A 26,733-nucleotide genomic window follows, 5' to 3' on the forward strand; every position below is an offset into this window, starting at 1 on the left:
GCTAGGGTGGGCGTCAATTCATACAGGTTGATCCCATGACAAACTCCATTTCCCTGGCGCAAGGGCGCGAATATCTGGCGATTCCAGGACCTTCGGTCATTCCAGACGCGGTGTTGCAAGCCATGCACCGCCCGTCACCGAATATCTACGAGGGCGAGCTGATCGAGATGATGCCGTCGCTGACCCGCGATCTGTGTCGCGTGGCGCGGACCGAGCATAATGTTGCTATCTATATCTCTAACGGCCACGGAACGTGGGAGGCCGCGCTGTCCAACGTCATCGCACCCGGTGAAACGGTTCTAGCCCCCGCATCTGGCCGATTTACCCATGGCTGGGCCGAGATGGCCGAGGGTATCGGCGCCAAGGTTCAATTGATCGACTTCGGCTCGTCCTCGGCATGGGACTTCGACCGTATTGCCGAGGCATTGCGTGACGACAAAGCCCACATGATCAAGGCGGTACTGGCCGTTCATGTGGACACGTCAAGCTCAATCCGGAACGACATTCCAGCACTACGCGCCTTGTTGGACGATCTGGACCACCCGGCACTTTTGATGGCGGATTGCATTGCCTCGCTGGGGTGTGACCGGTTCGAAATGGATGCCTGGGGCGTCGATGTTACGGTTACGGCTTGCCAGAAGGGGCTGATGACACCCGCTGGCACCGGCTTTGTCTTCTTCAATGACAAGGCACAGGCCAAACGGGCCGCTATGCCGCGTGTATCGCAATACTGGGACTGGCAGCCACGATCCAACCCCGAGCTGTTCTATCAGTATTTTAATGGCACCGCGCCAACCCATCACCTCTACGGTTTGCGCGCGGCCTTAAACATGATCCATGCCGAGGGGATGGAACAGGTTTGGGCGCGTCACGAACGCCTTGCCACGGCGATCTGGGAAGCGTGTGAAATTTGGGCGCTAGGTGGCGCGCTGCATCTGAATTCCGCTGATCGTCTACATCGCAGCCACGCTGTCACCGCCTTGCGACTGACCGAGGAGCGCGGCACGCCATTGCGCAAGTTCACTGAAAACCAACTGGGGTTGACCCTTGGTATTGGTCTGGGGATGGACGACTGGGACGGATGCTTCCGTCTTGGCCATATGGGTCACGTCAACGGCCAGATGGTTATGGCTACGTTGGGCGGTGTGGAAACAGCCATGGCCGCACTAGATATCCCTCGCGGCAAAGGCGCATTAGAAGCTGCAGCTGCGGTGCTTGCGTCGAAGACCTAACGCCGCGCCTCGGCAAGCGCTTTTGGCAATGCTGTGGCAAAAGCATCCAGATCGGCTGCCTCGCCACAGCTGACGCGGATGCAGCGATTTTGCGGGGCGGCAAAGGGCATACGCACGAAAATGCCCTGCGCAACCAGCGAGTCCAGAACCGCCTTGGCAAAGGCTCCATCCTTCCCGCAATCAATGGCAACGAAGTTGGTGGCCGAGGGCAAGGGCGCCAAACCATTTTCTCGTGCAATATGGCCAATCCGGTCACGCGCTTCGGTAATCTTGGTCTGAACATGATTTAGCCACTCGGCATCATTCAGTGCGGCCAGCGCACCGGCCTGCGCGGCTCGGTTCATTCCGAAATGGTTGCGCACCTTATTGAAGGCTGAAATCAGGCCGGGTGCGCCGATGGCATAGCCAACACGCGCGCCCGCCATGCCGTACACCTTGGAAAAAGTTCGCATCCGGATCACCCGCGGATCGTCTGCTGCCACTGGGGCGGCGGTGCCTTCAGGCGCACATTCCACATAGGCCTCGTCCAATACAAGCAAGCACCCGTCAGGCAGATCGTCCAGCGCCGCCACGATATCCGCTCCGGAATGCCAGCTACCCATCGGGTTGTCAGGATTAGCCAGATACACCAGCTTGGCATCCACTTCACCCGCCTTGGCAAACAGCGCCGCCGGGTCCTCGTGGTCGTCGCGATATGGCACCTTGTGGAGTGTCCCCCCGAAACCAGCCACATGGTAGTTGAAGGTCGGGTATGCCCCATCTGAGGTGACAACCGCGTCTCCGGATCCGACCAGTAGCCGCACCAGGTAACACAACAGTCCGTCAATGCCTTCGCCAACCACGATGTTTTCCGACCCGACCCCATGGTGATCCGCCAATGCGGCACGCAGATCGTGGTTTTCCGGATCGCCATACATCCAGATCCCCGTTTCTGTCATTGCCGCTATGGCGCGCGGAGAGGGCCCAAACACGCTTTCATTTGCGCCCAGCCGCGCCACAAATGGCGCGCCACGCTGGCGTTCCTGCGTTTCGGGGCCAACAAACGGCACAGTTGCAGGCAGGGATTGGGCAAGCGGGGTATAGCGTGGCTCTGTCATGGGGGCAGATAAACGTAAGGTCATACGACAGGCAAGCTTGCGTTGCAGGATGCTGCTCCGCATTGTTCGCGTAACGATTAAAGGGAGGAGCGCGCATGCGCATTGTTTTGGGCTTGTTGATTGTCGGCCTCGCCTATCTGGTTTTCTGGCCGGTCCCGGTTCAACCGGTGGCATGGACCCCACCCGAAGCACCGGGTTTCACTGGTGACTTTGCGGAGAACAATGCGTTGGACCAGCTGGAGCTGATCTCGTTGCCTGACGGTGAGAAAGGCCCCGAAGACATTGCCATCATGCCCGACGGGTCCGTCTACACGACCAGCCTGTCCGGGGCTCTATACCAGATAGACGGCGAGGTCCCGGTGAAAGTTGACGACCTCGGTGGTCGGCCCTTGGGCCTGACGGTCGGTCCGGATGGGGTGCTTTACATCGCCGACAGCTTCCGCGGCATCATGCGATGGACCGGCCCCGGAACGCTGCAGCCAGTCGTGTCCGAGATAGACGGCGCGCCAGTGATCTATGCCAATCAATTGGACGTGGCGCAGGACGGGGCGATCTATTTCTCAAACTCGTCTGATCGGTTCGATCCAGAAACGATGGGTGGAACCAAACCGACCTCGGTTCTGACCATCTGGGAGCAATCGGACACAGGTTACGTTGCCCGCCACGCGCCCGATGGCACGACCGAGAAACTGGCCGAAGGCTTTGTCTATACGAACGGCGTCGCATTGTCGCCGAGTGAGGATTTTCTGCTGATCGCCGAAACCGGGCGCGCCAGAGTGCACAAGCTTTGGCTGACAGGCCCGAAGGTCGGGCAGCAAGAGGTCCTGATGGACAATCTCCCAGGCTATCCCGACAACATCGAGGCACAGGGCGATGGTACGTATTGGATGGCATTTGCCAGCCCGCGCGTGCCGAGCGAGGCACTGATGCCATACCCGTTCTTGCGCAAGGTGATCTGGCGACTGGGGCCGACGGTGCGGCCTGCGCCGATCCATCGCGGGATGATGGTGCAGTTTGACGGCGACGGGAACATCCTGCAGACCTTGCAAGACCCCGGGGGTCGGCTGGGCATCACCACGGGTGGCAAGTTGGCCGGGGGACATTTCTACGTCATGACATTGGATTCGCCCTGGTTCGGGCGCATGCCTGCGTCAAATCTGCCCTAACGTTGAGGTGGAACTGCCTGATCCATCGGGGCATTGTACCCCTAACCGGAATTGAGAGGCCTGAGATGTCACGAGTATCCGTCGAATACAAAAATCACATCGCGCACGTAACTCTGACGCGCGGCGACAAGATGAATGCGCTGGATGATGCGATGATAAAGGCCATCATTTCTGCGGGGCAGGAGGTCGCTGCCTCGGATGCCCGTGCGGTGGTGCTATCGGGTGAAGGCAAAAGCTTTTGCGCGGGTCTGGACATGGCCAGCTTTGCGAGCATGGCGCAAACGGACCCGACCGAATGGTTGATGACCCGCAGCCACAAGGACGCCAATGAAGTGCAGGAAGTTGCCTTGGTTTGGCAACGCGTGCCCGTTCCCGTCATTTGTGCCATTCAGGGTGTTGCTTATGGCGGCGGTTTGCAACTTGCGCTGGGCGCTGACATCCGGATAGCACATCCCGAGGCTAAATTCGCCGTGATGGAGATGAAGTGGGGTCTGATCCCCGACATGGGCGGGATGGTTCTGCTGCCCAAGCTGGTCCGGTCGGATGTTTTACGCCTGTTGACCTATTCGGCCCGCCCCATCGGTGCCGCGCAGGCGGCGGACTGGGGGCTGGTTACCAAACTGTCGGATGACCCACTGACCGAGGCATTGGCCTTGGCCGAAGACATCGCTGGTCAAAGCCCTTCGGCCATCCGCGCGGCCAAGCGCCTGATAGAGGTTGCGGAAGCCAAGCCTCGCACAGAGGTGCTGCTGGAGGAGTCATCAGAGCAGGCGGAGCTGATCGGCAAACCGGATCAGATGGAGGTCATTGCGGCGAATTTGCAAGGTCGCAAGCCAGAGTTCAAATGATCTCGGCGCCTGTCACACGATTGATCCTGTACACCAAGGATATCGACAAGATGGTGCATTTCTATGAGACGCATTTTGGTTATGCTGCCCGCCAACTCGAAGGGGACCGGATTGTAGAGCTTGTGCCGGACGAAAACGGCTTGCGCTTGTTGTTGCATCCGGCCAGCAAGGCCGCCCGGCAGGGGCAAGCAGCGGTCAAAATTGTTTTTGATGTCGTGGACGTTGCTGGGTTTTGCAGACAAGCCGCGCAGCACGGGCTGAAATTTGGTTCGATCCACACGGCGGACGGCTACAGTTTCGCGAATGCCAAGGATCCGTCGGGAAACTCGATTTCCGTGTCAAGCAAGGCATTTACGCCCGGCAATTAACGCATAAAAGCCCGTCGTGCATCGCGGGCCATATTGTATCTCATCTCAAGCTCGGCGATCTTAGCCATAGTCACCTTACGCTCGTCAGCGTCGGACTGCGACGCATAGGTTTTGCGCGCGGCATCCAACTCTTTCTTGATGCTGAACTCTTCGGGAAGAACGCCTGCTTGCGCCATGATCCGATGACCGGCGGCGACGGCCGGATCGGTCTGTGCCTCGGACGAACGGTCAGGCAGCGGCTGGCCTTCGCCCTCCAGCCCCTCTAACTGACCTTCGGCTCGCGCCTTTTTGATCTGGCGTTCGACCAGTTTTCCGAGCGATCCAAACATAGGTTCATACTACTCGACCAGCACAGCGGGGGAAAGCTGTCATCTGGATCGGTTGGTAACCAGATAGGCGATACCACCTGCGGCCAAACCCCAGACTGCAGCGCCCAGGCCGAAGACGGTGATTCCTGATGCGGTTATGGCGAATGTCAGAATCGCCGCTTCGCGTTCGGCGGGAACTTCTAATGCAGCAAAGGTCGCATTTGCCATCACACCAATCAGGGCAATGCCGGTCAGAGTGCCCATGAGCAATGGGTCGGCGTGGGCCGCGAACCCGGTGATCGCCACGGCAAAGACGCCAAAGACGCAGTAAAATAGGCCTGCCATAACCGCTGACCAGTAACGCTGGTTCGGGTCCGGGTAGCTGTCTTCGTTTGAACACATCGCAGCGGTAATCGCGGCAAGGCACGTGGCCGGAGCGCCAAAGGGGGCAGACAGAATACTGGCTCCTCCGACGGCTGAGAACAACTTGCCAGCAATTGGCGCATACCCAAAGCTGCGCATGACGGCGATGCCGGGTATGTTTTGCGTAGCCATGGTGACGATGAACAGCGGGATGCTGATCCCGATCGCCGATGCGACCGAGAATGTTGGAATGGTCCAGACAGGGGCGGCGACCAGATGTTCGGGCTGGACCGAACCGTCACCGGCGTTCAATACAACGACGATTGCCGCGGTAACCACTGCGGCAGGAACTGCGATCAACCGATTGATCCGCCCGGCGATAAACCACGTCAGAATGACCGGCAGCGCTTGCCAGGGCAGCTCAACTGCCGCCTTGAAGGGAATGATGCACAAGGGCAGCAAAACCCCGCCCAGCATGGCCTGCGCAAGTGTTGTCGGGATAGCGGCCGCAAGCCGTCCAAGCGGACGCCACATTCCGGCAACAACAGTCAGGGCTCCGGCGCAAAGAAATGCACCAACTGCGTCAGAAAACCCGACCAATGGGGTCGCTGAGACCGCCAGTAGAGCCGCGCCGGGTGTTGACCATGCCACGCTGATCGGCTGCCGGTACCAAAGGCTGACCACAATCGCCGTCACCCCCATTGCAACCGCGGCCATCATCAAACCCGAGGCTGCCTCAGCCTCCGAGGCACCCATTGCAATAAGGCCCTGCAGCACAATCGGGAAAGAGCTGAAAAACCCTACGACCGCCACCACAAGCCCGGTCGAAATTGTCTGCACAGGAGGGAAAGGGCGCGCCATGAAGTCCTCGGAGCTGTCTGCAGAACTTGCTAACAATTGGAAGCGGATGAAAACAAGTTGAAATGCGTCACCGCATAACAAAAACCCGCCGAGCAAACGGCGGGTTTGGGGAATTCGAGAACCTACAAAAAGAGGAAAATCAGGCGATCTCGGCCAGACGGGCCAGCGCCTCGTCCAGTTTCGCCTCTTCCTCTTCGCGGGCGGCAAGGTTGGCTTTGGCTTCCGCGACAACCTCTTCCGGCGCCGACGCCACGAATTTCGGGTTGTTCAGACGCCCGCGCAGACCGCCCAGTTCCTTGGCCAGTTTGCCCTTGGCTTTCTCCAGCCGTTCCTTTTCCGCGCCAATGTCGATGATATCCGCCAATGGTAGGCCGAAAGATGCGCCGGGGGCGGCAATCGAGATCGTACCTTTAGGCAGCTCATCCGCTTTGGTCAGGCTGTCGATCCGCGCCAGACGTTTAATCAGCGCCTCGTTGCGGTCCCACGCGGCTTGGCCATTGGCGTTGATCTCGGTCACTAGCATCGGCACATAGAGGCCGGCTGGAACCCGCATCTGTGCACGGGCCGAGCGGGTGTTTTCGATCACCGAGATCACCCAGTTCATCTCACGATCCGCTTCAGCGTCGATCAAATCGCCGGCTGTGTAAGTCGGCCAGTCAGCATGGACAACCATTTTAGCGCGGTCGCCGGTCAGGCCCCAAAGCTCTTCGGTGATGAACGGCATGATCGGGTGCAGCAGGACAATGCACTGATCCAGAACCCAGCGCATGGTGGCGCGGGTCTCGGCCTGTGCCTCGGCATCGTCGCCTTGCAGCAGGGGTTTGGATAACTCCACATACCAATCGCAGACCTTGCCCCAGACAAAGGCGTAAAGCCCGTTGGCGGCATCATTGAAACGATAGCTTTCCAATGCAGCGTCGGCTTCTTCGCGCACGCGGGCGGTTTCGCCGATGATCCAGCGGTTTACGGCGGCTTTAGGCTGCAGGTGGGTGACGTCCAGTTGCGGGACCGCGTCAGTGAAGACCTCGTTCATCTCGGCAAAACGGACGGCGTTCCACAGTTTGGTGCCGAAGTTTCGGTAGCCGGTGATGCGTTCACGGGACAGCTTCAGCACACCGCCAATTGCCGCCATCGAAGCGTTGGTAAAGCGCAGCGCGTCGGCGCCGAATTCGTCGACGATTTCCAGCGGGTCGATGACGTTGCCGGTGGTCTTGGACATCTTCTTGCCCTTCTCGTCACGGACGAGCTGGTGCAGGTAGACAGTGTGGAACGGGATCTCGTTCATCACGGCCAGTTGCATCATCATCATCCGGGCGACCCAGAAGAACAGGATGTCCGCGCCAGTGATCAGAACGTCCGTAGGGAAGTAGCGTTCCAGCTCATCTGTCTGCTCGGGCCAGCCCAGCGTGCCGATTGGCCAGAGGCCGGAGGAGAACCATGTGTCGAGGACGTCGGGGTCGCGCCAGACCGGATAGATCAGTTTGGTTGGGTCTTGTTCGACGGCATACTGAGCGAGACTTTCAGCAAACCGATGGATCGCCTCGTGTTTGTCTGAAACTTCAACAACAGTTGCGTGGCTCAGCGGGCTGGGAATGTCGGCATTGTCATTGAGGAATTTTTCGGTGACCGCCTCAAAAGTAGGCGCACATTCCATGACGCTGCCACGGTGTAACATGCCACCTTCATTGAGCAACCGGCCCAGTTCGACCAGATCCAGGTCACCATCATTTTCGTCATCGATGAATTTCTCTGCAGACAAATCCAGACCATACCAAACCGGTATCTGGTGCCCCCACCACAACTGGCGCGAGATGCACCAGGGCTCGATGTTTTCCAGCCAGTGGTAATAGGTCTTCTCACCCGACTCGGGAATGATCTTGACCGTGCCGTCTTTGACCGCATCCAGCGCGGGGCCGACGATCTTTTCGGCATCCACGAACCACTGATCGGTGAACATTGGCTCGATCACAACTTTCGAGCGGTCGCCGAAGGGCTGCATGATCGGTTTGCTCTCGACCAGCGGCACCAGTGCGGCAGGATCTTCATCCTCGCCCAGCTTGGTGCCCAGAACCGGGTCATCTGCACGGGTCATCACAGCCAGACCGTCGGCGTTGATCTCTTCGACCACTTTCGCGCGCGCCTCGAACCGGTCGAGACCTCGCAGATGGTCGGGAACGAGGTTAATCGCGTCGATCTCGTTCTCGGTGAACGCGCGACCACGTGCGTATTCCTGCGCCTTGCCCGCCTCTTCGGCGTAAGGCGCACCATCTGCCCGCATCGCGCCTTTGGTGTCCATCAGGCGGTACATCGGAATGCCGCCGCGCTTGGCGACCATGTTGTCGTTGAAGTCATGTGCACCAGTGATCTTCACCGCACCCGAGCCGAAATCAGGATCGGGGTAGTCATCGGTGATGATCGGGACCTGACGGCGATGCTCTTTCGGACCAACCGGGATTTCGCAAAGTTTCCCAACGATTGGCGCATACCGTTCATCCGACGGATGAACCGCAACCGCGCCGTCACCCAGCATGGTTTCGGGGCGGGTCGTGGCAATCGAAATGTAATCGCGTTCTTCTTCGAAAACGACGTTCCCGTCCTCATCCTTTTCGATATAGGTGTAGGTTTCACCACCTGCCAGCGGGTATTTGAAGTTCCACATGTGGCCGGCGACTTCGATATTCTCGACTTCCAGATCCGAGATCGCGGTCTCGAAATGCGGGTCCCAATTGACCAACCGCTTGCCGCGATAGATCAGGCCCTTTTCATACATGTCGACGAAGACCTTAATGACCGCGTCGTGGAAGTTGGCCGAGTTTTCATGCCCGGTGCGCGGATCGCGTGGTGCGCCCGCCATGGTGAAGGCGTTGCGCGACCAGTCACAGGAGGAGCCAAGACGTTTCAGCTGCTCGATGATCGTGCCGCCGTATTCGCCCTTCCATTCCCAAACCTTGTCCAGAAACGCCTCGCGACCCAGCTCGTTTCGGCTGGGCTGTTGGGTGGCGGCCAGCATCTTTTCGACCTGCATCTGGGTGGCGATACCGGCATGGTCCTGACCGGGCTGCCAAAGCGTGTCGAAGCCGCGCATCCGGTGCCAGCGGGTCAGGATATCCTGCAAGGTGTTGTTGAACGCGTGGCCCACATGCAATGCGCCCGTCACGTTGGGAGGCGGGATCATGATGGTAAAGCTTTCGTCGCGCGATCTGTTCGCGCCTGCCTTGAAGGCCCCGGCCTGTTCCCAGGCCTCATAAATGCGGGCCTCAGCCTCGGCCGCGTTGAATGTCTTTTCCATCGCCATAGGATGCGTCCTGCGTCAACAAATTCGGGTCAGCGCCTGCAATAGCGAATGCGTAAGGGAAGGGGAAGGGTTGTATGCTATTCGGCTTGGGCAAAGCGCGCGCGAAAATAGTCCTGAACACACTGGTAGGCCGGTTCATGGAAATCCAAAGTCAGCAATGAGTGGTCGTTGCCGTCAAGTTCCACCGTCTCAAGATGATCACCGAAAGCATCCTTCAGGACGCCCATATGCCTTTCTGAGGCAAGTTTGTCATCGGCGTAGCGCATGACGAGGCCGGGGCCGTTCCGTACCATGCCCGCGCGGGCGTCGGCACAGACATACACGTCGTGGGTGGCTTCGCCGCCGCTGGTCAGCGGGGCAGTGAATGGAAAAACGCTGTCATGTGCCCATGTCATGGCCTGTAGGTTAACCGAAAAAAGACTGGCAAGACACGAGGAAGCTGCCTGTTCGACTGGACATCGCCTTGGGCTGGGCTACGGTCGCCAACGCAGGAGGATCATCGCATGGAAAAGTTCGGCAAAAGCCAGCCCGTCAAACGGACAGAAGATCAGCGGTTTCTGACCGGGCACGGACGATACATGGACGATGATGTGCCCGAAGGCGCTCTGTTCGCTGCCTTTTTTCGCAGCCCGGTTGCCCATGGTCGGATCACGGCGCTGGATCTGGATGCCGCGCGTGAGGCGGAAGGGGTGCGCCTTGTCATGACGCTGGATGATCTCTCGACGGCGGGGATCGACACTGTGATGAACGCAGCAACTGTGCAGAACCGCGATGGCTCTCAGACCCTTGCGCCCGACAGGCATATACTGGCCCAAGACCGCGTCCGGTTTGTTGGCGAACCTGTGGCTGTCGTGATCGCAGACACGCTGTTGCAGGCGAGAGATGCGGTTGAGATGATCTGGATGGACACGGATGATCTGCCTGCAAAACTGGATGTCGAAGCCGGTGGCGAACCACTGCATGATCAGGTCGCCGACAATCGTGCTTTTGATTGGGGGTTGGGCGATGAAGCAGCGACCGATGCCGCCTTTCAGGCTGCCGCGCATACCGTTTCGCTGGATGTGGCCGACAACCGCGTGATCATCACCTCAATCGAGCCGCGGGGATGTCAGGCCAATTGGGTCGATGGACGTTTGCACTTTGCCTATGGTGGGCAAGGCGTCTGGGCGATGCGGGGGCAGTTGGCGCAAAAGCTAAAACTGGAACCCGAGGCGATCCGTGTTACCACCCCCGATGTGGGCGGCGGGTTCGGCATGAAAGTCATGCCATATCCTGAGTATTTTTGCGTCTCAGTTGCTGCGATGAAACTCGGGCAGCCTGTTCATTGGATGTCTGACCGATCCGAGGCGATGCTGTCGGATCATCACGGTCGCGACCTGACCTCATTGGCTGAGCTTGCCTTTGACGAGGACCTGAAAATCACGGCCTACCGTGTGCACAGCAAGGTAAACCTGGGTGCGTATAGCAGTCATTTCGGGCAAGCGATCCAGACCAGTCTTTTCAGCAAGGTGTTGATGGGGGTTTACGACGTTCAAACGACGTATCTGCGGGTTGAGGGCTTCTATACCAACACCACGCAAGTCGACGCCTATCGGGGGGCAGGGCGCCCCGAGGCGATCTATGTTCTGGAACGTGTCATGGATCGCGCCGCGCGCCAACTGGGCGTCGATCCTTGGGAGTTGCGCCGCAGGAATTTCATCCTGCCGGAAAACTTCCCCTACAAAACCGCGACCGGCGAAATCTATGACGTAGGTGATTTCGATATGGTCCTGTCCCGTGCTTATGCCCAGACCCATGGATTCGCGACGCGAAAAACTGCAGATGCGGAACGTGGCCTGATCCGGGGGCGGGGCTTGTGTTACTATATCGAAAGCATTTTGGGTGACCCTTCGGAAAACGCGAAAGTCGAGTTCTGCGAGGATGGCACGGTGAACCTTTATGTCGGCACCCAATCGAACGGGCAGGGGCATGAGACGGTCTATGCGCAATTCCTGTCAGACCAGACCGGAGTTCCGATGGATCAGATCAATGTGGTCCAGGGTGACAGCGATCAGTTGCCACATGGTGGCGGGACTGGCGGGTCACGTTCAGTCACGGTGCAAAGTACGGCCACGCTGGCGACAATTGACGTCATGATCGCCGCATTCACGCCGTATCTGGCGGATAAGATGGGGGTGGAGGAAAGTGATGTGCGTTTCGACCATGAAACCTTCCGCGCACCGGGATCAAACCTGACGCCGACGCTCACCGAGGCTGCGGAGATGGCCCGCGCGGATGGGCGCGCCGACCTGCTGAGTCACGAGGCCCGCGCCAATCTGGATGCGCGGAGTTATCCCAATGGCGCGCATGTTGCCGAAGTCGTGATCGATTCTTACACCGGTGAAACCTGGGTGGATCGTTATACTATCGTTGATGATTTCGGTAACCTTATCAACCCGATGCTGGCCGAGGGGCAAGTGCATGGCGGGGTGGTGCAGGGCATTGGTCAGGCGCTGACGGAACACGTTGTGCATGATGCGCAGGGGCAACTGCTCACGGCTTCGTTGATGGATTACGCCTTGCCCCGCGCGGCCGAGATACCCATGATTAAGTTTACCTCGGCGCCGGTTCCGTCAACTTCCAACCCGATGGGGATGAAAGGATGCGGAGAGGCCGGCACCGTCGGCGCGCTGGCCGCGGTGGCAAACGCGGTTCAGGATGCGCTCTGGGATTACGGGGTGCGGCAGGCCGATATGCCTTTCACACCTCATAAAGTATGGGAATTGCTGAACGATGGTTCTGACGCGGCTGAGTAAAAAGGTTCTGGGATGGCTCGGGCGGCCTCTGCGTTCCGAGCACTCCGCCGAGGCGCTTCACCGCGAACCCGTCAGCCATGTGATTATCCTGGACGGCACAATGTCGACGCTTGAGCCGGGCTACGAAACCCATGCGGGCCAGACCCTGCGACTGTGCCGCGAAATGGGCAGCAAAGTGTCCGTCTTCTACGAATCCGGTGTGCAATGGGAAAGCTGGAAATCCTCGCTGGACGTGATGATGGGTCGCGGGATCAACCGCCAGATCCGCCGCGCATATGGCTATCTCGCCTCACGCTACAAACCCGGCGACCGTATCTATTTCATCGGCTATTCGCGCGGCGCTTACGGTGTGCGCAGCCTTGCTGGCGTGATCGATATGATCGGTCTGCTCAAGGCTGAACATGCGACCGTTCGCAACATCAAGCAGGCCTACCGCCACTATGAATGCAACGCCAGCGGGTCGGCTGCGGCCGAGTTCCGGAGGCAATTCTGTCACGAAGATGTGGCGATTGAGATGGTTGGCGCCTGGGATACGGTCAAAGCGCTGGGCATGCGTCTGCCGCTACTGTGGCGCTGGGCCGAAGAGCGTCACGCCTTTCACACCCACCAGCTTGGACCGGCGACGCGCCACGGGTACCACGCAATGGCACTGGACGAGACTCGCGAAGTGTTTGAGCCGGTCTTGTGGAAATGTACGCCCGAATTCAAAGGCCATGTCGAACAAGTTTGGTTCCGTGGCACTCACGGTGATGTGGGTGGCCAGTTGAACGGCTTTGAAGAGGCCCGTCCCCTCAGCAACATTTCTCTGGTCTGGATGCTGGATAAGGCAGAACTGCATGGTCTTCCGCTACCTGAGGGTTGGCGTGATCGGTTCCCGACGGATACCTCCGCCCGTTCTGTCGGAACCTGGCGTGGCTGGGGCAAGATTTTCCTACTGCGCAAGCACCGCAAGGTGGGCCGCGACCGGTCAGAGAAGCTCCATGTCTCAGTCTCGCCGGATGAATTGCCACGCTGGGTGCCAATGCCGGATTTGCCGTCGCATCCGGCGCAGTAGAACTTACTTTGCGACGCAGGCGTTTCTGACCGGTTCGATCAGTGCATCCGGGCGTTCTACAAGATCGAAACGCCAATGTCTTGGAGACCAATTGTAAACCCTTTGGTCGTCCGGATGATCTACGATCATCAAACCGTGAAAGTACCATTCAGACGTCGATTTGTACCCGGTTTTTGTTGTGTAGAATGAGAATCCACGTAGCTCGTGCAGGGTTTCGATCGGAGAATTCTCTGAATGCTCGGGATGCAAGAGGGTGAACCGTCCGCGATCAACCGTGCTTGAAACAAGAGCATCGGAATCGTCAGCAGGGACCAGAGCGCGATCAGACTCGAGATCGATATCCCGATTTTCGCAGTCCGTGATGGATTTGGCTTCCCATCACGACCCGACCAAATGAGAAAGCTCGATGCAATCGCGATCGTTAAGCTGATCCCATGCAATAGCTGAGTGTCCGAAAATAAGGCGAGCACGCCGGATGCCAGTGTCAGCAGTAGTCCAATCACAACTGACGAGATCGCCAGAAATACTGCTAGAAGACGCGGGATTGGACACATTCCCAGCAAGCCAAGTCCACCAATGCATATGGGTGCGGCTGGGATGAGCCAAACGAGCAGAAACAAGCATTGAATGAACAATAAGAGGGCTTTTCTGTCCGTGTTTGGTTCGAACAATTGCGGATCTAACGGCTGCATGTAGGCAATAAAGATCAGCACAGCATAGGCGAAGAATAGGACTTTGTATCTCAATCTTGGTGGAATGGCAGAATCTCTCTGGTCAAAAAATGACTGACCACCCGCCTTTCGATGGGTGGTCAGTTAAGAAAACAAGTCGCCCGTGTCACACCAAGAGACCAGCGCGCACGCCTAAGAGTTTACCGCCGCCGGTCGCGACGCGAGCTCATTGGCTGGAAGGCTACGCCAACATGCGCTTCGCAATAAGGTTTACCCGCTTCAACCGGCAGGCCGCAGAACCAGAAATCCTCGGTCGCGGGGTCGCCAACGGGCCATTTGCAGGTCTTCTCGGTCAGTTCCATCAGCGTCAGCTTCTTGGCCTTCTTCTCGATCTCGTTGACCTTGGCCAGCGCCTCGGGGCTGATTTCGTTGGCCGAAGGCTGCGGCGGCAGTGGCTGACCCGCCGGTATGATCTGGCGGCGCGCTGGAACGGCCGGTTTTGTCTCGGCTGCAGGTGCCGGCGTTGGGCGCGCCGGTTCGGTCTTAGGCGCGGGCCTTGGCTTGGCCTCGGCCTTGGGCGCGGGTGCCGGTTTGTCTTTAAGTTCGGATTTAGCCGGCGAGGCACCGGTTGCGCGGTTCGACAGGCCCAGACGGTGCACCTTGCCGATCACCGCATTGCGGGTTACGCCGCCCAGTTCCTTGGCGATCTGGCTGGCCGACTGGCCCTCGCCCCACATTTTTTTCAGCAGTTCTACACGCTCGTCAGTCCAGGACATCATTTGCCTTTCAAAAGCGGAAAGCGGCCCCGGATTCGGGCCGCCTTGGGAATTCGTCTCAGCCCCCTATTTTAATCACTGCGGGCCGAGTTACAAGCGGTTCTCGAATCAGGATGAGGGCAGGTGATGCAGATTTCCGCAGATCAGAGCGAACGGCGTTTCGGAACAGTTAACTGGATGGGGCTTTACACGTTGGCCCAGCGTGAAACTCTGCGGTTTCTGGCGGTCTGGACACAAACCCTGTTGGCGCCGCTTGTGACGGCCGGGCTGTTCCTGTTGATCTTCAATATCGCCATCGGTCCGGGGCGTCCGGATGTGATGGGGGTGCCGTTCCTGACCTTTCTGGCGCCGGGCATCATGATGATGACCGTGATCCAGAATGCGTTCGCCAACACCTCATCCTCGATGGTGATCGCCAAAGTGCAGGGAAACATCGTCGATACGTTGATGCCGCCTTTGTCCCCGCTTGAGATACTGCTGGGCTATCTGGCAGGTGGGGTCGCGCGTGGTGTTCTGATCGCATGTGTGGTTGCGGTCGCACTTGCGCTGGTTTTGGGAATTTACCCGCAGAATCTGTTGTTTGCCCTGATCTTCGTAGTGCTGGGCGGCGCTTTCATGGGGGCCTTGGGGCTGTTCGCCGGGATTTTTGCCAACAAGTTTGATCAGATGGCGGCCATCACGAACTTCATCGTGACACCATTGGCTTTCCTGTCGGGTACGTTTTATTCGGTCCAGGCGCTGCCTCCGGTTTTGAACCGCCTAAGTCACGTGAATCCGGTTTTCTATCTTATTGACGGCCTGCGGTACGGGATGATCGGTGTGTCCGACAGCTCACCTTGGTTGGGTATGGCAGTATGCACCGGTGCCACTCTGCTGGTCGGTGCGCTGACTTGGCAGATGCTGCGAACGGGGTATCGCCTTAAGGCTTAACTTGTCTCGGCCAGTGAACCGGGTCGAAAAGTCAATCTGGGCTTTCCCAATCGGGGGTGCAAGTTTGCGGCCACGGCCCAGGCCCCGAACAAGGCCAAGCCTCCGACTGCGAATACCCCGGCGACCGGTGAGATCAGAAGGACCAGTGATGCAACTCCGGGTGTCAGAATGCCGGAAACGTCGCGGTAACTGGAGTAGATCGCCGACATCTCGGTGCGTTCGGAGGGTTTCACTGCCATGAGGAAAGGCAAACCGGCGCAAATGTCCAGAACGATCAGCCAGATGGACCCAAGAACCAACGCCGCAACCGCCGCGACCGGCCAACCTGCGATTGCCCCGGCGGTGACAAAGCAGGTTCCGCAGGCAGCAAAGCCAACGCGGACCGCCGTGCGAATCGAACGCCCCTGCACCCAGCGCAGAATAAGCGGAGCCGCTAACAGCATCGCATTGGTTGTGGACAGAAGGATACCGCCCAGTTGCTCACCCAGCCCGTTTTGAATGGCAAAGATGGGTAGGTACACCACGTAGATCCACCAGCCGCAGGATCGGATCATGGCGAAAAGATATCCCGCGACCAGACGGGGTTGCGCAAAGAAGCGCGGCAGAAAAGCCAGCGGGTTTTTCGCGGCGCCCCGCGCCTTGGTGATCAACTTTCCATTACCCAACCGCATGCGCCAGAACTGGATCAGCATGACCGCGCCTGCCACCGCACTGATGACAAAGGGGGCAGGGGCCCAGACCTCTAGCAGTAAGACGCCGGCCATCGGTCCGCCTGCCCAGCCCAGCGCGCTATAAAACATGCGGCTGGTCTCGCATTTGCCCAACTCGATTTTGCTGATGTAATCCAGAACGTAGGCGTTGAAACAAATGAATGTTACAACTGTCGCGACTGTGTTCAGGGCCAAGGCGCCAACCACCGCCACGGGGCTGCCCTCAATTGCAAGTAGGGCGCTGCCGATGAACATGAGGCAACCCACTGTATATGCCCATCTGCGCGGTATGAAGCGGATCAGGAACGGCACCATCAGCCCCGCAATCAACGAGATAACGCCGACCAGAAAATACAGGAACGATACCGAAGACGCATCACCCAGCGCGCGATACATGGCCAGTGGAAAGACCGATATCAGAATGCCGCGGACAATCGCCTCGAACCCGGCAAGGATACCAAAGTCGCGGACTGACGGTGCTGGGGCATGGCGCACCCATTCGGGGATACGGCGTTCGTGCATGGGTAAACTCTCAAATCAACTGAGACCACATTGCGCCGGATAAATCCGCATTCTTCGGGGTTTGCGACATGCAGGTCGCCCCCGGGCCATGTCAGGAAAACTTTTTAGAGCTTCAGGCCTGCCGCGCCCGCGCTTCACGCCAGACAAGAATAAGTCCGCCAGTCAGAATTATGGCCGAGCCGATCATGCTGATCCCGTCCGGAATCACGCCGAATATCGCGAAATCGTAGAAAGCGGCAAAAATCAGCGTCGCATAGCTGATCGGGGCAACAAATGAGGCATCCGCACGGGCCATACCGTTCACAAAACACGCCTGCGCGCAGGCCATCAATGCGCCAATACCCGCCAGCGCCGCCCATTGTTCTAAAGTAGGCATCTGAAAAACAAAGCTCACCGCGACAGAGGCAATCGTCAGGCCCATTGCGTTGTTGATCAGCAGGATCTGGATCGGGATTTCTCGACCCGAAAGTTTCTTGATGAATATCAGCTCCATCCCGATGACTGCGGCTGCGGTCAGTGCCAACAGGGCAGCTGGCTGAAAGCTATCGGGTGTCGGGCGCAACAGTATCAGTGCCCCAGCCAGCGCCACAGCTGCCGCCAGCCAGCGCCAAGGGCCGACGCCTTCTTTCAGCAGCGGGATTGCCAACACCATTGCAAAGACCGGGTTCAGAAAGGAAATCGCCGTCGCATCCGCGATCGGGATGAATGCGACCGAGGCGAACATCAGCGTAATGCCGACCCAGCCGAAACTTGTACGCCCAATATGCAGGCCCCAATGCGGACGCTGCAGGCGCGGCCGCATCACGCCGACGGCGGTGACGATCACGATAAAGGCAAACAGAAACCGCCCATGGCTGATCTGCATTGGGTGCAGCGCGGGACCCAACTTGTCCGTCCCCAAGGCTTTGGCCAGCAGGGTGGTCCCGGCCAGCAATGCACTGGCGGCAGTGATCAGCACGGCCGCTAGAGGCGGATTGTGGGCTTTGGCGACAAACATATGTCAGCGGTGCGTCAGCGCATGTCAAATGGCAAGCGGCAAATGCGTCGCGCCAAGTATTTTCGCTGGTTGCCAATTTCAGGGTTTTCAGATGCTTCGGGCAGCGCTATACGGCGGCTTATGATCAAAAACGCACATATCCTGCGACTCCGACGCCGACGCTTCGCCGCGTAACCGGCCTCTTTGATCTATTTGCGCTGTTCAAATCGGCGCAATTTCCACCAAATCAGTTGACGAACACAGCCCGAGTGTATCACTCACAAGGCTCAAACTACCTGAAAAGGATGATCCCATGATCCCGTCCGTTCTGCCGACCTATAACCGCGCGCCCCTGACTTTCGTGAAGGGTGAAGGCGCCTGGCTGACCGAGGCAGATGGCCGACGTTTTCTGGACCTTGGCGCTGGGATCGCCGTGAATGCGCTGGGCCATGCCCATCCCGCACTGATCAATGCCCTGACCGAGCAGGCGCACGCGCTGTGGCATGTTTCAAACCTCTACCACATCCCGCAGCAGCAGGCGCTGGCCGACAAACTGGTCGAGCACACCTTTGCTGATACAGTTTTCTTCACAAATTCGGGCACTGAGTCTTGCGAACTGGCCGTGAAAATGGCCCGCAAGTACTTCTATGACAAGGATCAGCCTGAACGGGTCGAGATCATCACCTTTGATGGCTCGTTCCACGGCCGGTCGTCGGCTGGTATTGCCGCTGCCGGGTCTGAGAAGATGACCAAGGGCTTCGGCCCACTGCTGCCGGGCTTTGTTCATGTCACGTTTGGCGACCTCGATGGCGTCACCAATGCGATCACCGATAAAACCGCCGCGATCATGATCGAACCCGTGCAGGGCGAGGGCGGCATCCGTCCCGTCCCAGACGCGGAACTCAAAGCCTTGCGCCAGATTTGCGATGACAACGGCCTGCTTTTGATCCTCGATGAGGTGCAATGTGGAGTAGGTCGTACCGGCAAGCTGTTCGCCCATGAATGGGCTGGAATTACACCGGACATCATGATGGTCGCCAAAGGCATCGGCGGCGGCTTCCCTCTGGGTGCTGTTCTGGCCACGGAAGACGCCGCCAGCGGTATGACGGCAGGCACGCATGGCTCTACCTATGGCGGCAACCCGCTGGGCTGTGCCGTGGGCTGCGCCGTTATTGATCAGGTGGCAACGCCTGCATTCCTAGAGGGCGTCAACCGCAAGGCCGGGATGCTGCGCCAGAAGCTCGAAGGGCTAATCGCCGAGCACCCGGAGGTTTTCGAAGAAGTGCGCGGAACAGGACTGATGCTAGGCCTGAAGTGCAAAGCGCCCAATATCGACATGGTCAACGCCGGCTATGATAATGAGGTCATTACCGTCCCCGCAGCCGATAACGTGATCCGCCTGCTTCCGCCGCTGACATTGACAGAGGATGACATCGCCCAAGCCGTGATCCGCCTCGACAAAGCCGCTGCGCAGGTCGAAGAGTCAATGACCTCGGCCTAAGACACACCCGAATGAAAAGTGAACTGAAATGAACCATTTCCTCGATATCCATAAAACCGACGCGGGCGATCTGCGGACCATGATTGATCAGGCGGGCGCTATGAAACAGGCGCGCCTGGGCCGCCCAAAGGCAGCACTTGATGACGAACAGCCTCTGAAAGACCGCATGGTCGCGCTGATCTTCGAAAAACCATCCACCAGAACGCGGGTGTCATTTGACGTGGGCGTGCGCCAGATGGGCGGGCAGACCATGGTGCTGTCGGGCAAAGACATGCAGTTGGGCCACGGCGAAACCATCGCTGACACCGCCCGCGTCCTGTCGCGCTATGTCGACATGATCATGATCCGGACCTTCGATGAGACCATTCTGACCGAGATGTCTGAATACTCGGACGTGCCAGTCATTAACGGCCTGACTGACCGCACCCATCCCTGCCAGATCATGGCGGATGTGCTGACGTTTGAGGAACACCGCGGTCCGATTGCGGGCAAGAAAGTAGTCTGGACCGGCGACGGCAACAATGTTTGCGCCTCGTTCCTACATGCTGCGGGTCAGTTCGGGTTTGATTTCACCTTCACCGGCCCGGCCCAGCTTGATCCGGAAGAAGAGTTCATGGGGCTTGCCCGTCAAAAGGGCTCGAAAATCGTGGTCGAACGAGACCCGTATAAAGCGGTTGAGGGTGCCGATCTGGTGGTCGCTGATACCTGGGTTTCAATGCACGATTCCCAGTCCGCCAAGGAACGTCGCCACAACATGCTGCGCCCTTATCAGGTCAACGCCGAGCTGATGTCACATGCAAAACCGGACGCGCTGTTCATGCACTGCTTGCCTGCCCACCGCGAAGAAGAAGCGACATCCGAAGTGATGGACGGCCCCAACTCGGTCATCTTCGATGAGGCCGAAAACCGCCTGCACGCGCAAAAGGCCGTGATGCGCTGGTGTCTGGGCGTCTGAACGGAGCCCACCATGCCTCATGTCACACTGGAGTTTTCGAAAGGCATAGAGCAGGTCCATGATGTTCAGGCAATTTGCGATCAGCTATTTGCCTTGCTGGCTGAACATCGTGAACTCGACGCTGAAACGATAAAAATCCGCGCCATTCCGGTAGAATACTACCGTATCGGCACTGATCCCCAGAGCTTTGTCCACGCCACGCTTCTGCTGATGCAGGGTCGTGACGAGGCGACGCGCTCTGAGCTTACCGTAGCCATATTAGAGGTTCTGTCGGCGGCCTTGCCCGAGGTTGGCAGCATCACAGTGCAAGACGTTCAGATGAACCGCGCTTCCTACGCGAAACGGTTGGCCGGGCCATAGCCAGTGTCCGGTTGTCATCGATCCTGTGTTTTCAGGTGGGTCGCCTGATATCCCAAATCCGCAATTTGGCGAGCGTCGCGACGCTCGCCAACACGACCAGACCGCACAATACCCACTTGGTCATGACCTCCATGGTACCTTCAATCATCAGGGCATGTACGACGCTGCCAATAATGGTGATGATCGCAAGGCTCGCATGCCCCAACCTCCAGACGCGAAACCTTAAGCCAAGGCGCTTGCGAAAAAGACCCAGAAACGCGGCTCCGAACGCGACCCACATCGCAATCACACCCCAAGCCGAAAACGGTGTCGGTGAAACAAATAACAGAGCGTCAATAACGTCGGGCGGGCTGGTGACCCACAAACCACCGACATGGATCAGAATGGCTGTAACTAATGCCAGCCCACACCACCTATGCCAATGGCGGCTGGCAACCGGGGTCAGCCCTGGCAACAAACGGCCCGCAAGTAGCGGCTGCATCAACAGCAGGCACATTGAAATAACACCGGCAAATCCGGCCGTGATGTAGATCGGTTCACGCCATGCCAGCTGAGGGCTCGCCGCAGCCGCGATAATCGGCACGGTCATGGCAAGGATCACAAAAGTCCAGATTACTAGGCTTCGACGCACTGTCGTTAGGCAGGCTGCAGAACGAAATGAGCGGCCAAGGTTTTGTCCTTGGAGCTGCCCATAATTGGGCGTAGGAAAACCGTTTCGAATTCACCACTGTCATAAGCTAGATGGCCGTGTGGCTGGCCAAAGGCGGGTACGATCTGCGGCATCTCCAGTCGGAACTCGCCATTGGCATCGGTCAGAGTTGCGCCGTGGCTCTGCGGATCGCGTTCATGGCCTTCTGTCGTATGCGCCCAGATCTGGATGCGCTGACCGGGCAGGGGGGCACCGTCCCCGGCGCGTCGCACTGTTCCGGTCATCCAGAACCCGCCGCCGCCAATCCGGTCAACGATGGGCGCGCCGGGACGGTAATTGTTGGACCCTCCGCGCATGGATGCGGTGGGGGCCACGCCACTTGCGCGCGCGGGCACCAAAAAGCCTGTCGCACCCGTTGCCAGAACAGCCCCAGACGCCAAAACCAAAGAACGACGAGAGAACGTAAGACCAGGCATGCAAACCTCTCTTTTCAAGTGTTTCACCACGCCTCGACAATGCCGGGCATCCTTTCAGCCGAAAGATAGCACGATTGTTTCAGTTTCCGAGGGGTCGCGCGGCGGGGGTGACAAATTGTGAATTCCTTTGACCGTGCCCCCGCGCAGGTGCCATCCTGAAATCCGTCAGTTCGGGGAGTCCTGCACTATGATTGTCGAAGACGGTGTCTCAGACGAAGAAATCAAGGCGTTCAAGCGCGACGGTGCGGTTGTGCTGCGCTCCAGGTTCTCAGAGGATTGGCTGGCACTTTTGCGAGACGGTATCAACGCGGATTTGGCCCGCCCAACCGATAATTTCACCCGCCATACCAAGGACCCTCGCGCACCTGCCTATTTCGAGGACTACTGGGCTTGGAATAAAATCCCGCAATTCACGCAATTCGTTCACAACTCACCTTGTGCCCCGCTTGCCGCACAGTTGCTGGGTGCACCATCGATCAATCTTGTCATGGACAACTGGTTCCTGCGCGAGGCTGGATCAACTTCGCGTCCACCGTTTCATCAGGACCTGTCCTATTTCGACTTCGAAGGCACGATGTGCGTCCTGTGGTTGCCGCTTGAGCCGGTTACCAAAGAAAACGGTATCGCCTTCGTCAAAGGCTCGCATCTGTGGGACAAACTGTTCATGCGGGTCAGGTTCGCCGACGGGCATCCCAGCTACGAACCCACCGAGGTTGCAGGGTTGACCTATCACCCGCCGCCTGACGTCAATGCCGATCCGGGTGCATTCGATCTTTTACAATGGGATATGAATCTGGGCGACTGCATCTTCTTCGACATGCGCACCTTGCACGGTGGGCTGTCATCAGTCACCCCAACGGAAACGGTACGCCGGTTTACGCTGCGGATGACCGCTCCGGATGGCAGGATCCGGTATCGGGGGGATTGGGCCAAAGATGAACGGGCGCAGTTCGAAGCCGAAGGATATCGCGAAGGTGATCGAATTGATGGGGCGTTTTTCCCGCAGCTTTGGCCGCGCCGTGCTTGATGTATGGTCCGGGTCCGCACCCGTTCTGTGCGTTTCTGCAAATTGAAAGGCGAGTATGCCAAGCATAACCTACATCAGTGAACCAAATGAACTGATCGCGGGAGAGCAGGCATGAGTTGGAATCCTACCCAAAACCCCGAGAATTCGCCTCTGGAGACACTGATCATCCCTCGTGCCCGCGATCTGGGCGGTTTCGAAGTGCGGCGCGCGTTGCCCTCGCTCAAACGGCAACTGGTCGGCCCGTTCATCTTTTTGAAGTCTATTCGAAATGACCCTACTGATTACACATGCTGAGGTTGCTTGGTGTGTGCATGAGTTGGTTCGGGTTGTTCCCTCGTTCATGTCCTTTCCAGTGTCCTCGGTCAACGACGGAAACAAAGGGTAACACCGCAGGTACACTTGACCATGATAGGCCTCATCTCCAATAGAACACACGGAGATATCGGGCCGATCACCCAGGGTAAACCTGCCGGTACAAACGGAGAGACAAGGACATGGATGCCAGCAGCGCCACCGAGGGTAAACCCCTAGCTTTCAGCTACAGAAGGTTCTCCTCGGCTCAACAAAAGGACGGTAACAGCATCAAGCGCCAGACCGATGCGGCTCAAGCGTGGTGCGATGCGAACGGCTACGAACTGTCATCGAGCAACTTCGAGGACCTCGGGGTGTCTGCCTTCAAGGGGGCCAACGCTGAGGTAGGGGCCTTACGGGGCTTTCTTGAAGCCGTAGAAGAGGGTTCCGTACCTCAAGGCTCAACCCTCCTCGTGGAGTCGTTGGACCGCCTGTCACGTCAACACTGGCAGAGGGGACTTGCCCTGCTTCAAGACATCGTTGAGAGCGGAGTTAACCTCGTGACGCTGTTCGATGGGAAGATGTTCAAGGCGAATGAGCTTATCGACTTTGCAGACGGCATCATGCTGCTGGTTGGGTTCCAGAGGGCGAATGAGGAGAGCGAGGTCAAGTCTAAGCGCCTGACCGCAGCATGGGGAGCCAACACCGATGAAACACTCGCAGGTAACCGTGTGCGCTCCTCTCAGACACCTGCATGGATCGAGGTAGTTGGTGACCCCAAGTCATCCAGAGAGTTCGAGGTCATCAGAGACAAGGCTGATCTGGTCCGCGATGTGTTTGAGAGGTTTGCCAACGGTGAACGCCCTGTCGGTATTGCCCGTGATCTGGCGGCTCAGGGTGTCCCTGCGTTGGTCCGGGGGCAGTGGCGGGGTCAGACTGTCAGCCAGTTGGTGCGCTCAGAGGCCGCGTATGGGACGCTTGAGGTAGGCCGCAAGATCAAGCCCGAGGAAAAGGACGGGTCACTACCGATTGCCAATGGGTTCTACCGTAAGGGTGACCGTGTGATCATCGACAGGGTGAACGATTACTTTCCAAGGATCGTGGACGAGGACACCGAGCGCCGTGTGAGGTTCCGCCTTGAGCAACGTGAGGCTGCTGGTGGTGCTGAGGTCAAGACGACATCACCAGTTGAGCCGATGCGTCGGCAAACAAAGGCTGCACTGACGGGTGTACTCAAGGTTCCCGGTACAGACCGGAATGCCAAGCGGAAGGCCTATGCTCGAACTGCAGCCTACATTGATCCGGTCTTGAACACGTACATCGGAGCAGTGTCACACATCGACGAGGCGTTGATTGACTACTGGCCTGAGATCAGGAAGGCCAACGCGGTTGAAACCACACCGGAGACAGAGGGCCTCGAGGCGGCACTGTTGGATGCCCAAGGTACACTCGAGTTCCTCCAATCGAAACCCGCAGTAACCCCGCGTCTACTGATGGCCGCTCAAGCTGAGGTCGAGGAACTCGAGGCTGAACTGAAACGGATAACCCAAAGTGCTGGTCTTGGTATGGTCGATCTTCCCCGCGATGTGAGTGACCTCGAGCCGCACGAGTTGAACGCACTAGTGCGTCGGGTTGTTGCCCGTGTTGATGTCCATAAGGGCGAGGAGATGCGCCTCTCAAAGACACCCCGAAAGCGGGCGAAAGGCATCCGAGTGCCACACCCTGTCTATGACCTCAGCGTCACCATGCGAAATGGAATAAAACTGACCATCGGGAAGGGATTGAGCGGTCTCAAACCAAGGAGGCCATCAGACGAAGTGATCCACTAGGCGGCTGGAAGAACTATCTTTTGAGTGGGTCGGATAGGCCCATCATATCGCCCCGAATACCCACTATATCGCAAGGATTACTTTATCGTAACTATATGAAAATAAACAATTAATCAGTTGACTTCGATGAGTCGCTCGGCCTATCCCGTTGTTACCGACATGCAGTGGAAGGATAACGATATGAAGCTCAATCACTTCGCGAACACCCAAGAAGCCCTCAAGTTCGCCCTCGATGAGAAGATCGCCGACTTGCGAGAAGAACGAGCGGCGGCAATGGTCGATGATGCAACTACAGACGCAGAGTATTACGCTTTGGAGGACAAGTTTGACGACCTGCGAGCCGTTGGTCGCTCGATGGGTCTTCGGGTTTAGGCGGGTTGAGAGCATCCTCCCTCCCCCCTGAATGAACCCAAAACATCTCGGCTGGTGTCCATCTGGCCGAGGCCCCGCAATGCAGAACCAACTGACCAACTTCGACTTCAATACCAACACCATCCGCGTCGTGGAGATCGACGGGAACCCGTGGTTCGTCGCCAAGGACGTCCTCGAAGTCCTCACCATCGGTAGTGTGACGAAGGCCACGTCCAACCTTACCGAAAGTGAAGTTAGAAATTTCAAACTCACTCAAGGTCGCTCCCGGCCCAACAAGCTGATCTCCGAGAGCGGCCTCTACAAGCTCATCATGCGTTCCAACAAACCCGAGGCCCGTGCGTTCCAAGATTGGGTCACTCAGGTTGTCCTACCGGCTATTCGCAAGGACGGTGGGTACATCGCTGGTGAGGAGAAGTTCGGGAAGCGGATCGCCTCATCCAACTTGGATAACACGGCGAGTTCATCCCGTGGGTCGAGCAGAACTGTGCGTTCAGCCGTGACATGGCGAACAAGTACATGAAGGTGGCCGACGCCAAATGTCGAACGCGTTCTGCATTTGATGCCTGCTCATCCATCCGTGAAGTCCTCGCCATCGGGAAAACCCCGAAGACCCCCAAGATCACCCCTCCGACACACCCCGAGTTAACCATGATGCGCAAGCTCAAGGTTCTCGTCGATCACCCAACGACCGATGAGGGAACTCGAGGCACCAGTAAGCCATATAAACAAGGGGTTTTGAATTACTGCACCCTTATGAGACAGAGAAGAACGAAAAGTTATTACCTATAGTGTACACATCAGGTATCACCTCAAGTTAACTCCCGGTATCTCCTCAGTGTGATTGATCGATGATGATCACCACCTTCAATAACACCCAACGTCTACCTCGAGTTCACATCAGGTGATCGCCTGATGAACATGGTCGAGGAACGCACCCCGGTATCTCCTCTGTGATGATGATCAATGATGGTCATTCACCGGTCGATGACACGCTAGGTACACCTCGTTGTAAATCAATGGGTTGGAATCACTGCACCCTTATGAGTGACAGATACCAACAGTTATACCTATAGTTACACGATCAGGTTCCTCTCAAGGCTTCACGGTTCCCCGTCAGTGTACCTCAGGTGCAGTGACCATCAATGATTAACCAACTACTGTGACCATCATTCCTAATCCCTATACCGTTTCGATCTTGGTCCTTGGTCGAACCGGTTCAGGTCTCACGCGCATCCCTGTCTTACCTGACGGGTCGATGTAGTGAGACCTTTTACCGTTTCACTCCGCCCGTGTTGTCTTTG

At 57.9% G+C, this 26,733-nt stretch carries 24 protein-coding genes and 1 pseudogene; 15 read left to right on the forward strand and 10 right to left on the reverse strand.

Going from position 1 to position 26,733, the window contains the following annotated elements; translation table 11 throughout:
- Positions 1 to 35 precede the first annotated feature (35 nt).
- Positions 36 to 1,232 carry a pyridoxal-phosphate-dependent aminotransferase family protein gene (locus tag AC2FGC_RS11915; RefSeq protein WP_496782405.1) on the forward strand — a complete coding sequence of 399 codons (1,197 nt, stop codon included), beginning with the start codon at positions 36 to 38 and terminating at the stop codon, positions 1,230 to 1,232.
- Here the strand turns inward: AC2FGC_RS11915 and AC2FGC_RS11920 are convergent.
- A complete protein-coding gene (locus AC2FGC_RS11920; protein ID WP_496782406.1) occupies positions 1,229 to 2,329 on the reverse strand; it encodes a pyridoxal phosphate-dependent aminotransferase in 1,101 nt (366 codons plus the stop codon). The genes AC2FGC_RS11915 and AC2FGC_RS11920 overlap by 4 nt on opposite strands.
- 95 nt (positions 2,330 to 2,424) lie before the next feature.
- On the opposite strand from AC2FGC_RS11920, the gene AC2FGC_RS11925 reads away from it, so the two are divergent.
- The 3 genes from AC2FGC_RS11925 to AC2FGC_RS11935 all read left to right on the forward strand — a co-directional run bounded on the left by AC2FGC_RS11925 (position 2,425) and on the right by AC2FGC_RS11935 (position 4,711).
- Positions 2,425 to 3,495, forward strand: a complete 1,071-nt coding sequence (locus AC2FGC_RS11925; RefSeq protein WP_496768177.1) for an SMP-30/gluconolactonase/LRE family protein — start codon at positions 2,425 to 2,427, stop codon at positions 3,493 to 3,495.
- Positions 3,496 to 3,560: 65 nt separating this feature from the next.
- Positions 3,561 to 4,343: a crotonase/enoyl-CoA hydratase family protein gene (locus AC2FGC_RS11930; RefSeq protein ID WP_496726022.1), complete on the forward strand. Its 783-nt coding sequence runs from the start codon at positions 3,561 to 3,563 to the stop codon at positions 4,341 to 4,343.
- On the forward strand, positions 4,340 to 4,711 hold the full coding sequence (locus AC2FGC_RS11935) for a VOC family protein (RefSeq protein ID WP_496726023.1): 372 nt from the start codon (positions 4,340 to 4,342) through the stop codon (positions 4,709 to 4,711). Before AC2FGC_RS11930 ends, AC2FGC_RS11935 begins: the two co-directional genes overlap by 4 nt.
- Here AC2FGC_RS11935 and AC2FGC_RS11940 read toward each other — a convergent pair.
- The 4 genes from AC2FGC_RS11940 to AC2FGC_RS11955 form a co-directional block, all read right to left on the reverse strand.
- Complete coding sequence (locus AC2FGC_RS11940; protein WP_496726024.1) at positions 4,708 to 5,040, reverse strand: DnaJ family domain-containing protein; 333 nt, start codon at positions 5,038 to 5,040, stop codon at positions 4,708 to 4,710. The two genes, AC2FGC_RS11935 and AC2FGC_RS11940, sit on opposite strands and share 4 nt — an antisense overlap.
- Before the next feature lie 39 nt (positions 5,041 to 5,079).
- Positions 5,080 to 6,243, reverse strand: a complete 1,164-nt coding sequence (locus tag AC2FGC_RS11945; protein WP_496726025.1) for a benzoate/H(+) symporter BenE family transporter — start codon at positions 6,241 to 6,243, stop codon at positions 5,080 to 5,082.
- A gap of 139 nt (positions 6,244 to 6,382) precedes the next feature.
- Complete coding sequence (locus tag AC2FGC_RS11950) at positions 6,383 to 9,538, reverse strand: valine--tRNA ligase (protein ID WP_496782408.1); 3,156 nt, start codon at positions 9,536 to 9,538, stop codon at positions 6,383 to 6,385.
- 77 nt (positions 9,539 to 9,615) lie between these two features.
- Positions 9,616 to 9,933, reverse strand: coding sequence for a hypothetical protein (locus tag AC2FGC_RS11955; protein WP_282169138.1), 318 nt, complete (start codon positions 9,931 to 9,933; stop codon positions 9,616 to 9,618).
- Between the two features lie 108 nt (positions 9,934 to 10,041).
- Here AC2FGC_RS11955 and AC2FGC_RS11960 point away from each other — a divergent pair, with 108 nt between their 5' ends.
- Together AC2FGC_RS11960 and AC2FGC_RS11965 are read left to right on the forward strand one after the other, a co-directional pair.
- Positions 10,042 to 12,333 carry a xanthine dehydrogenase family protein molybdopterin-binding subunit gene (locus AC2FGC_RS11960; RefSeq protein ID WP_496782411.1) on the forward strand — a complete coding sequence of 764 codons (2,292 nt, stop codon included), beginning with the start codon at positions 10,042 to 10,044 and terminating at the stop codon, positions 12,331 to 12,333.
- The gene (locus AC2FGC_RS11965) at positions 12,311 to 13,387 is read left to right on the forward strand and encodes a T6SS phospholipase effector Tle1-like catalytic domain-containing protein (protein WP_496782412.1); all 1,077 of its coding nucleotides are present in this window, start codon (positions 12,311 to 12,313) and stop codon (positions 13,385 to 13,387) included. Before AC2FGC_RS11960 ends, AC2FGC_RS11965 begins: the two co-directional genes overlap by 23 nt.
- An 871-nt stretch (positions 13,388 to 14,258) precedes the next feature.
- Here AC2FGC_RS11965 and AC2FGC_RS11970 read toward each other — a convergent pair.
- Positions 14,259 to 14,834: a GcrA family cell cycle regulator gene (locus tag AC2FGC_RS11970; RefSeq protein WP_496782562.1), complete on the reverse strand. Its 576-nt coding sequence runs from the start codon at positions 14,832 to 14,834 to the stop codon at positions 14,259 to 14,261.
- Positions 14,835 to 14,960: 126 nt separating this feature from the next.
- Between AC2FGC_RS11970 and AC2FGC_RS11975 the strand changes: the two genes are divergently transcribed.
- Positions 14,961 to 15,764 (forward strand): ABC transporter permease, encoded by an 804-nt coding sequence (locus tag AC2FGC_RS11975; RefSeq protein ID WP_496782414.1) that lies wholly within the window; start codon positions 14,961 to 14,963, stop codon positions 15,762 to 15,764.
- On the opposite strand, the gene AC2FGC_RS11980 is transcribed toward AC2FGC_RS11975, so the two are convergent.
- Together AC2FGC_RS11980 and AC2FGC_RS11985 are read right to left on the reverse strand one after the other, a co-directional pair.
- A complete protein-coding gene (locus AC2FGC_RS11980; RefSeq protein WP_496782416.1) occupies positions 15,761 to 16,996 on the reverse strand; it encodes an MFS transporter in 1,236 nt (411 codons plus the stop codon). The two genes, AC2FGC_RS11975 and AC2FGC_RS11980, sit on opposite strands and share 4 nt — an antisense overlap.
- Before the next feature lie 112 nt (positions 16,997 to 17,108).
- Positions 17,109 to 17,993: a DMT family transporter gene (locus tag AC2FGC_RS11985; protein ID WP_496782418.1), complete on the reverse strand. Its 885-nt coding sequence runs from the start codon at positions 17,991 to 17,993 to the stop codon at positions 17,109 to 17,111.
- A gap of 292 nt (positions 17,994 to 18,285) precedes the next feature.
- Between AC2FGC_RS11985 and AC2FGC_RS11990 the strand changes: the two genes are divergently transcribed.
- Genes AC2FGC_RS11990 through AC2FGC_RS12000 form a run of 3 tightly spaced genes read left to right on the forward strand, consistent with a single transcriptional unit; the run spans position 18,286 to position 20,788 of the window.
- Positions 18,286 to 19,473, forward strand: coding sequence for an aspartate aminotransferase family protein (locus AC2FGC_RS11990; RefSeq protein WP_496726034.1), 1,188 nt, complete (start codon positions 18,286 to 18,288; stop codon positions 19,471 to 19,473).
- Positions 19,474 to 19,501: 28 nt separating this feature from the next.
- Positions 19,502 to 20,428 (forward strand): ornithine carbamoyltransferase, encoded by a 927-nt coding sequence (argF, locus tag AC2FGC_RS11995; protein ID WP_058272227.1) that lies wholly within the window; start codon positions 19,502 to 19,504, stop codon positions 20,426 to 20,428.
- Positions 20,429 to 20,440: 12 nt separating this feature from the next.
- Complete coding sequence (locus AC2FGC_RS12000; RefSeq protein WP_496726035.1) at positions 20,441 to 20,788, forward strand: 5-carboxymethyl-2-hydroxymuconate Delta-isomerase; 348 nt, start codon at positions 20,441 to 20,443, stop codon at positions 20,786 to 20,788.
- A 31-nt stretch (positions 20,789 to 20,819) separates the two neighbouring features.
- Here the strand turns inward: AC2FGC_RS12000 and AC2FGC_RS12005 are convergent, their stop codons facing one another.
- The gene (locus tag AC2FGC_RS12005) at positions 20,820 to 21,377 is read right to left on the reverse strand and encodes a ferric reductase-like transmembrane domain-containing protein (protein WP_496726036.1); all 558 of its coding nucleotides are present in this window, start codon (positions 21,375 to 21,377) and stop codon (positions 20,820 to 20,822) included.
- Between the two features lie 47 nt (positions 21,378 to 21,424).
- The gene (locus AC2FGC_RS12010) at positions 21,425 to 21,913 is read right to left on the reverse strand and encodes a peptidase associated/transthyretin-like domain-containing protein (RefSeq protein WP_058272225.1); all 489 of its coding nucleotides are present in this window, start codon (positions 21,911 to 21,913) and stop codon (positions 21,425 to 21,427) included.
- Positions 21,914 to 22,100: 187 nt separating this feature from the next.
- On the opposite strand from AC2FGC_RS12010, the gene AC2FGC_RS12015 reads away from it, so the two are divergent.
- From AC2FGC_RS12015 to AC2FGC_RS12035, 5 genes and pseudogenes are all read left to right on the forward strand, one after another.
- Positions 22,101 to 22,940 (forward strand): phytanoyl-CoA dioxygenase family protein, encoded by an 840-nt coding sequence (locus AC2FGC_RS12015; protein ID WP_496726038.1) that lies wholly within the window; start codon positions 22,101 to 22,103, stop codon positions 22,938 to 22,940.
- A 111-nt stretch (positions 22,941 to 23,051) separates the two neighbouring features.
- Positions 23,052 to 23,192 (forward strand): annotated as a pseudogene (locus AC2FGC_RS12020) (pirin family protein); the annotation flags it as partial.
- A 242-nt stretch (positions 23,193 to 23,434) separates the two neighbouring features.
- Positions 23,435 to 25,060: a recombinase family protein gene (locus AC2FGC_RS12025; protein ID WP_496782421.1), complete on the forward strand. Its 1,626-nt coding sequence runs from the start codon at positions 23,435 to 23,437 to the stop codon at positions 25,058 to 25,060.
- A gap of 180 nt (positions 25,061 to 25,240) precedes the next feature.
- Positions 25,241 to 25,432 (forward strand): hypothetical protein, encoded by a 192-nt coding sequence (locus AC2FGC_RS12030; protein WP_496782423.1) that lies wholly within the window; start codon positions 25,241 to 25,243, stop codon positions 25,430 to 25,432.
- Positions 25,433 to 25,511: 79 nt separating this feature from the next.
- Positions 25,512 to 25,952, forward strand: a complete 441-nt coding sequence (locus AC2FGC_RS12035) for a BRO-N domain-containing protein (RefSeq protein ID WP_496782425.1) — start codon at positions 25,512 to 25,514, stop codon at positions 25,950 to 25,952.
- Positions 25,953 to 26,733: the final 781 nt, after the last annotated feature.

Source organism: Ruegeria sp. CDSC054 (assembly GCF_059610645.1).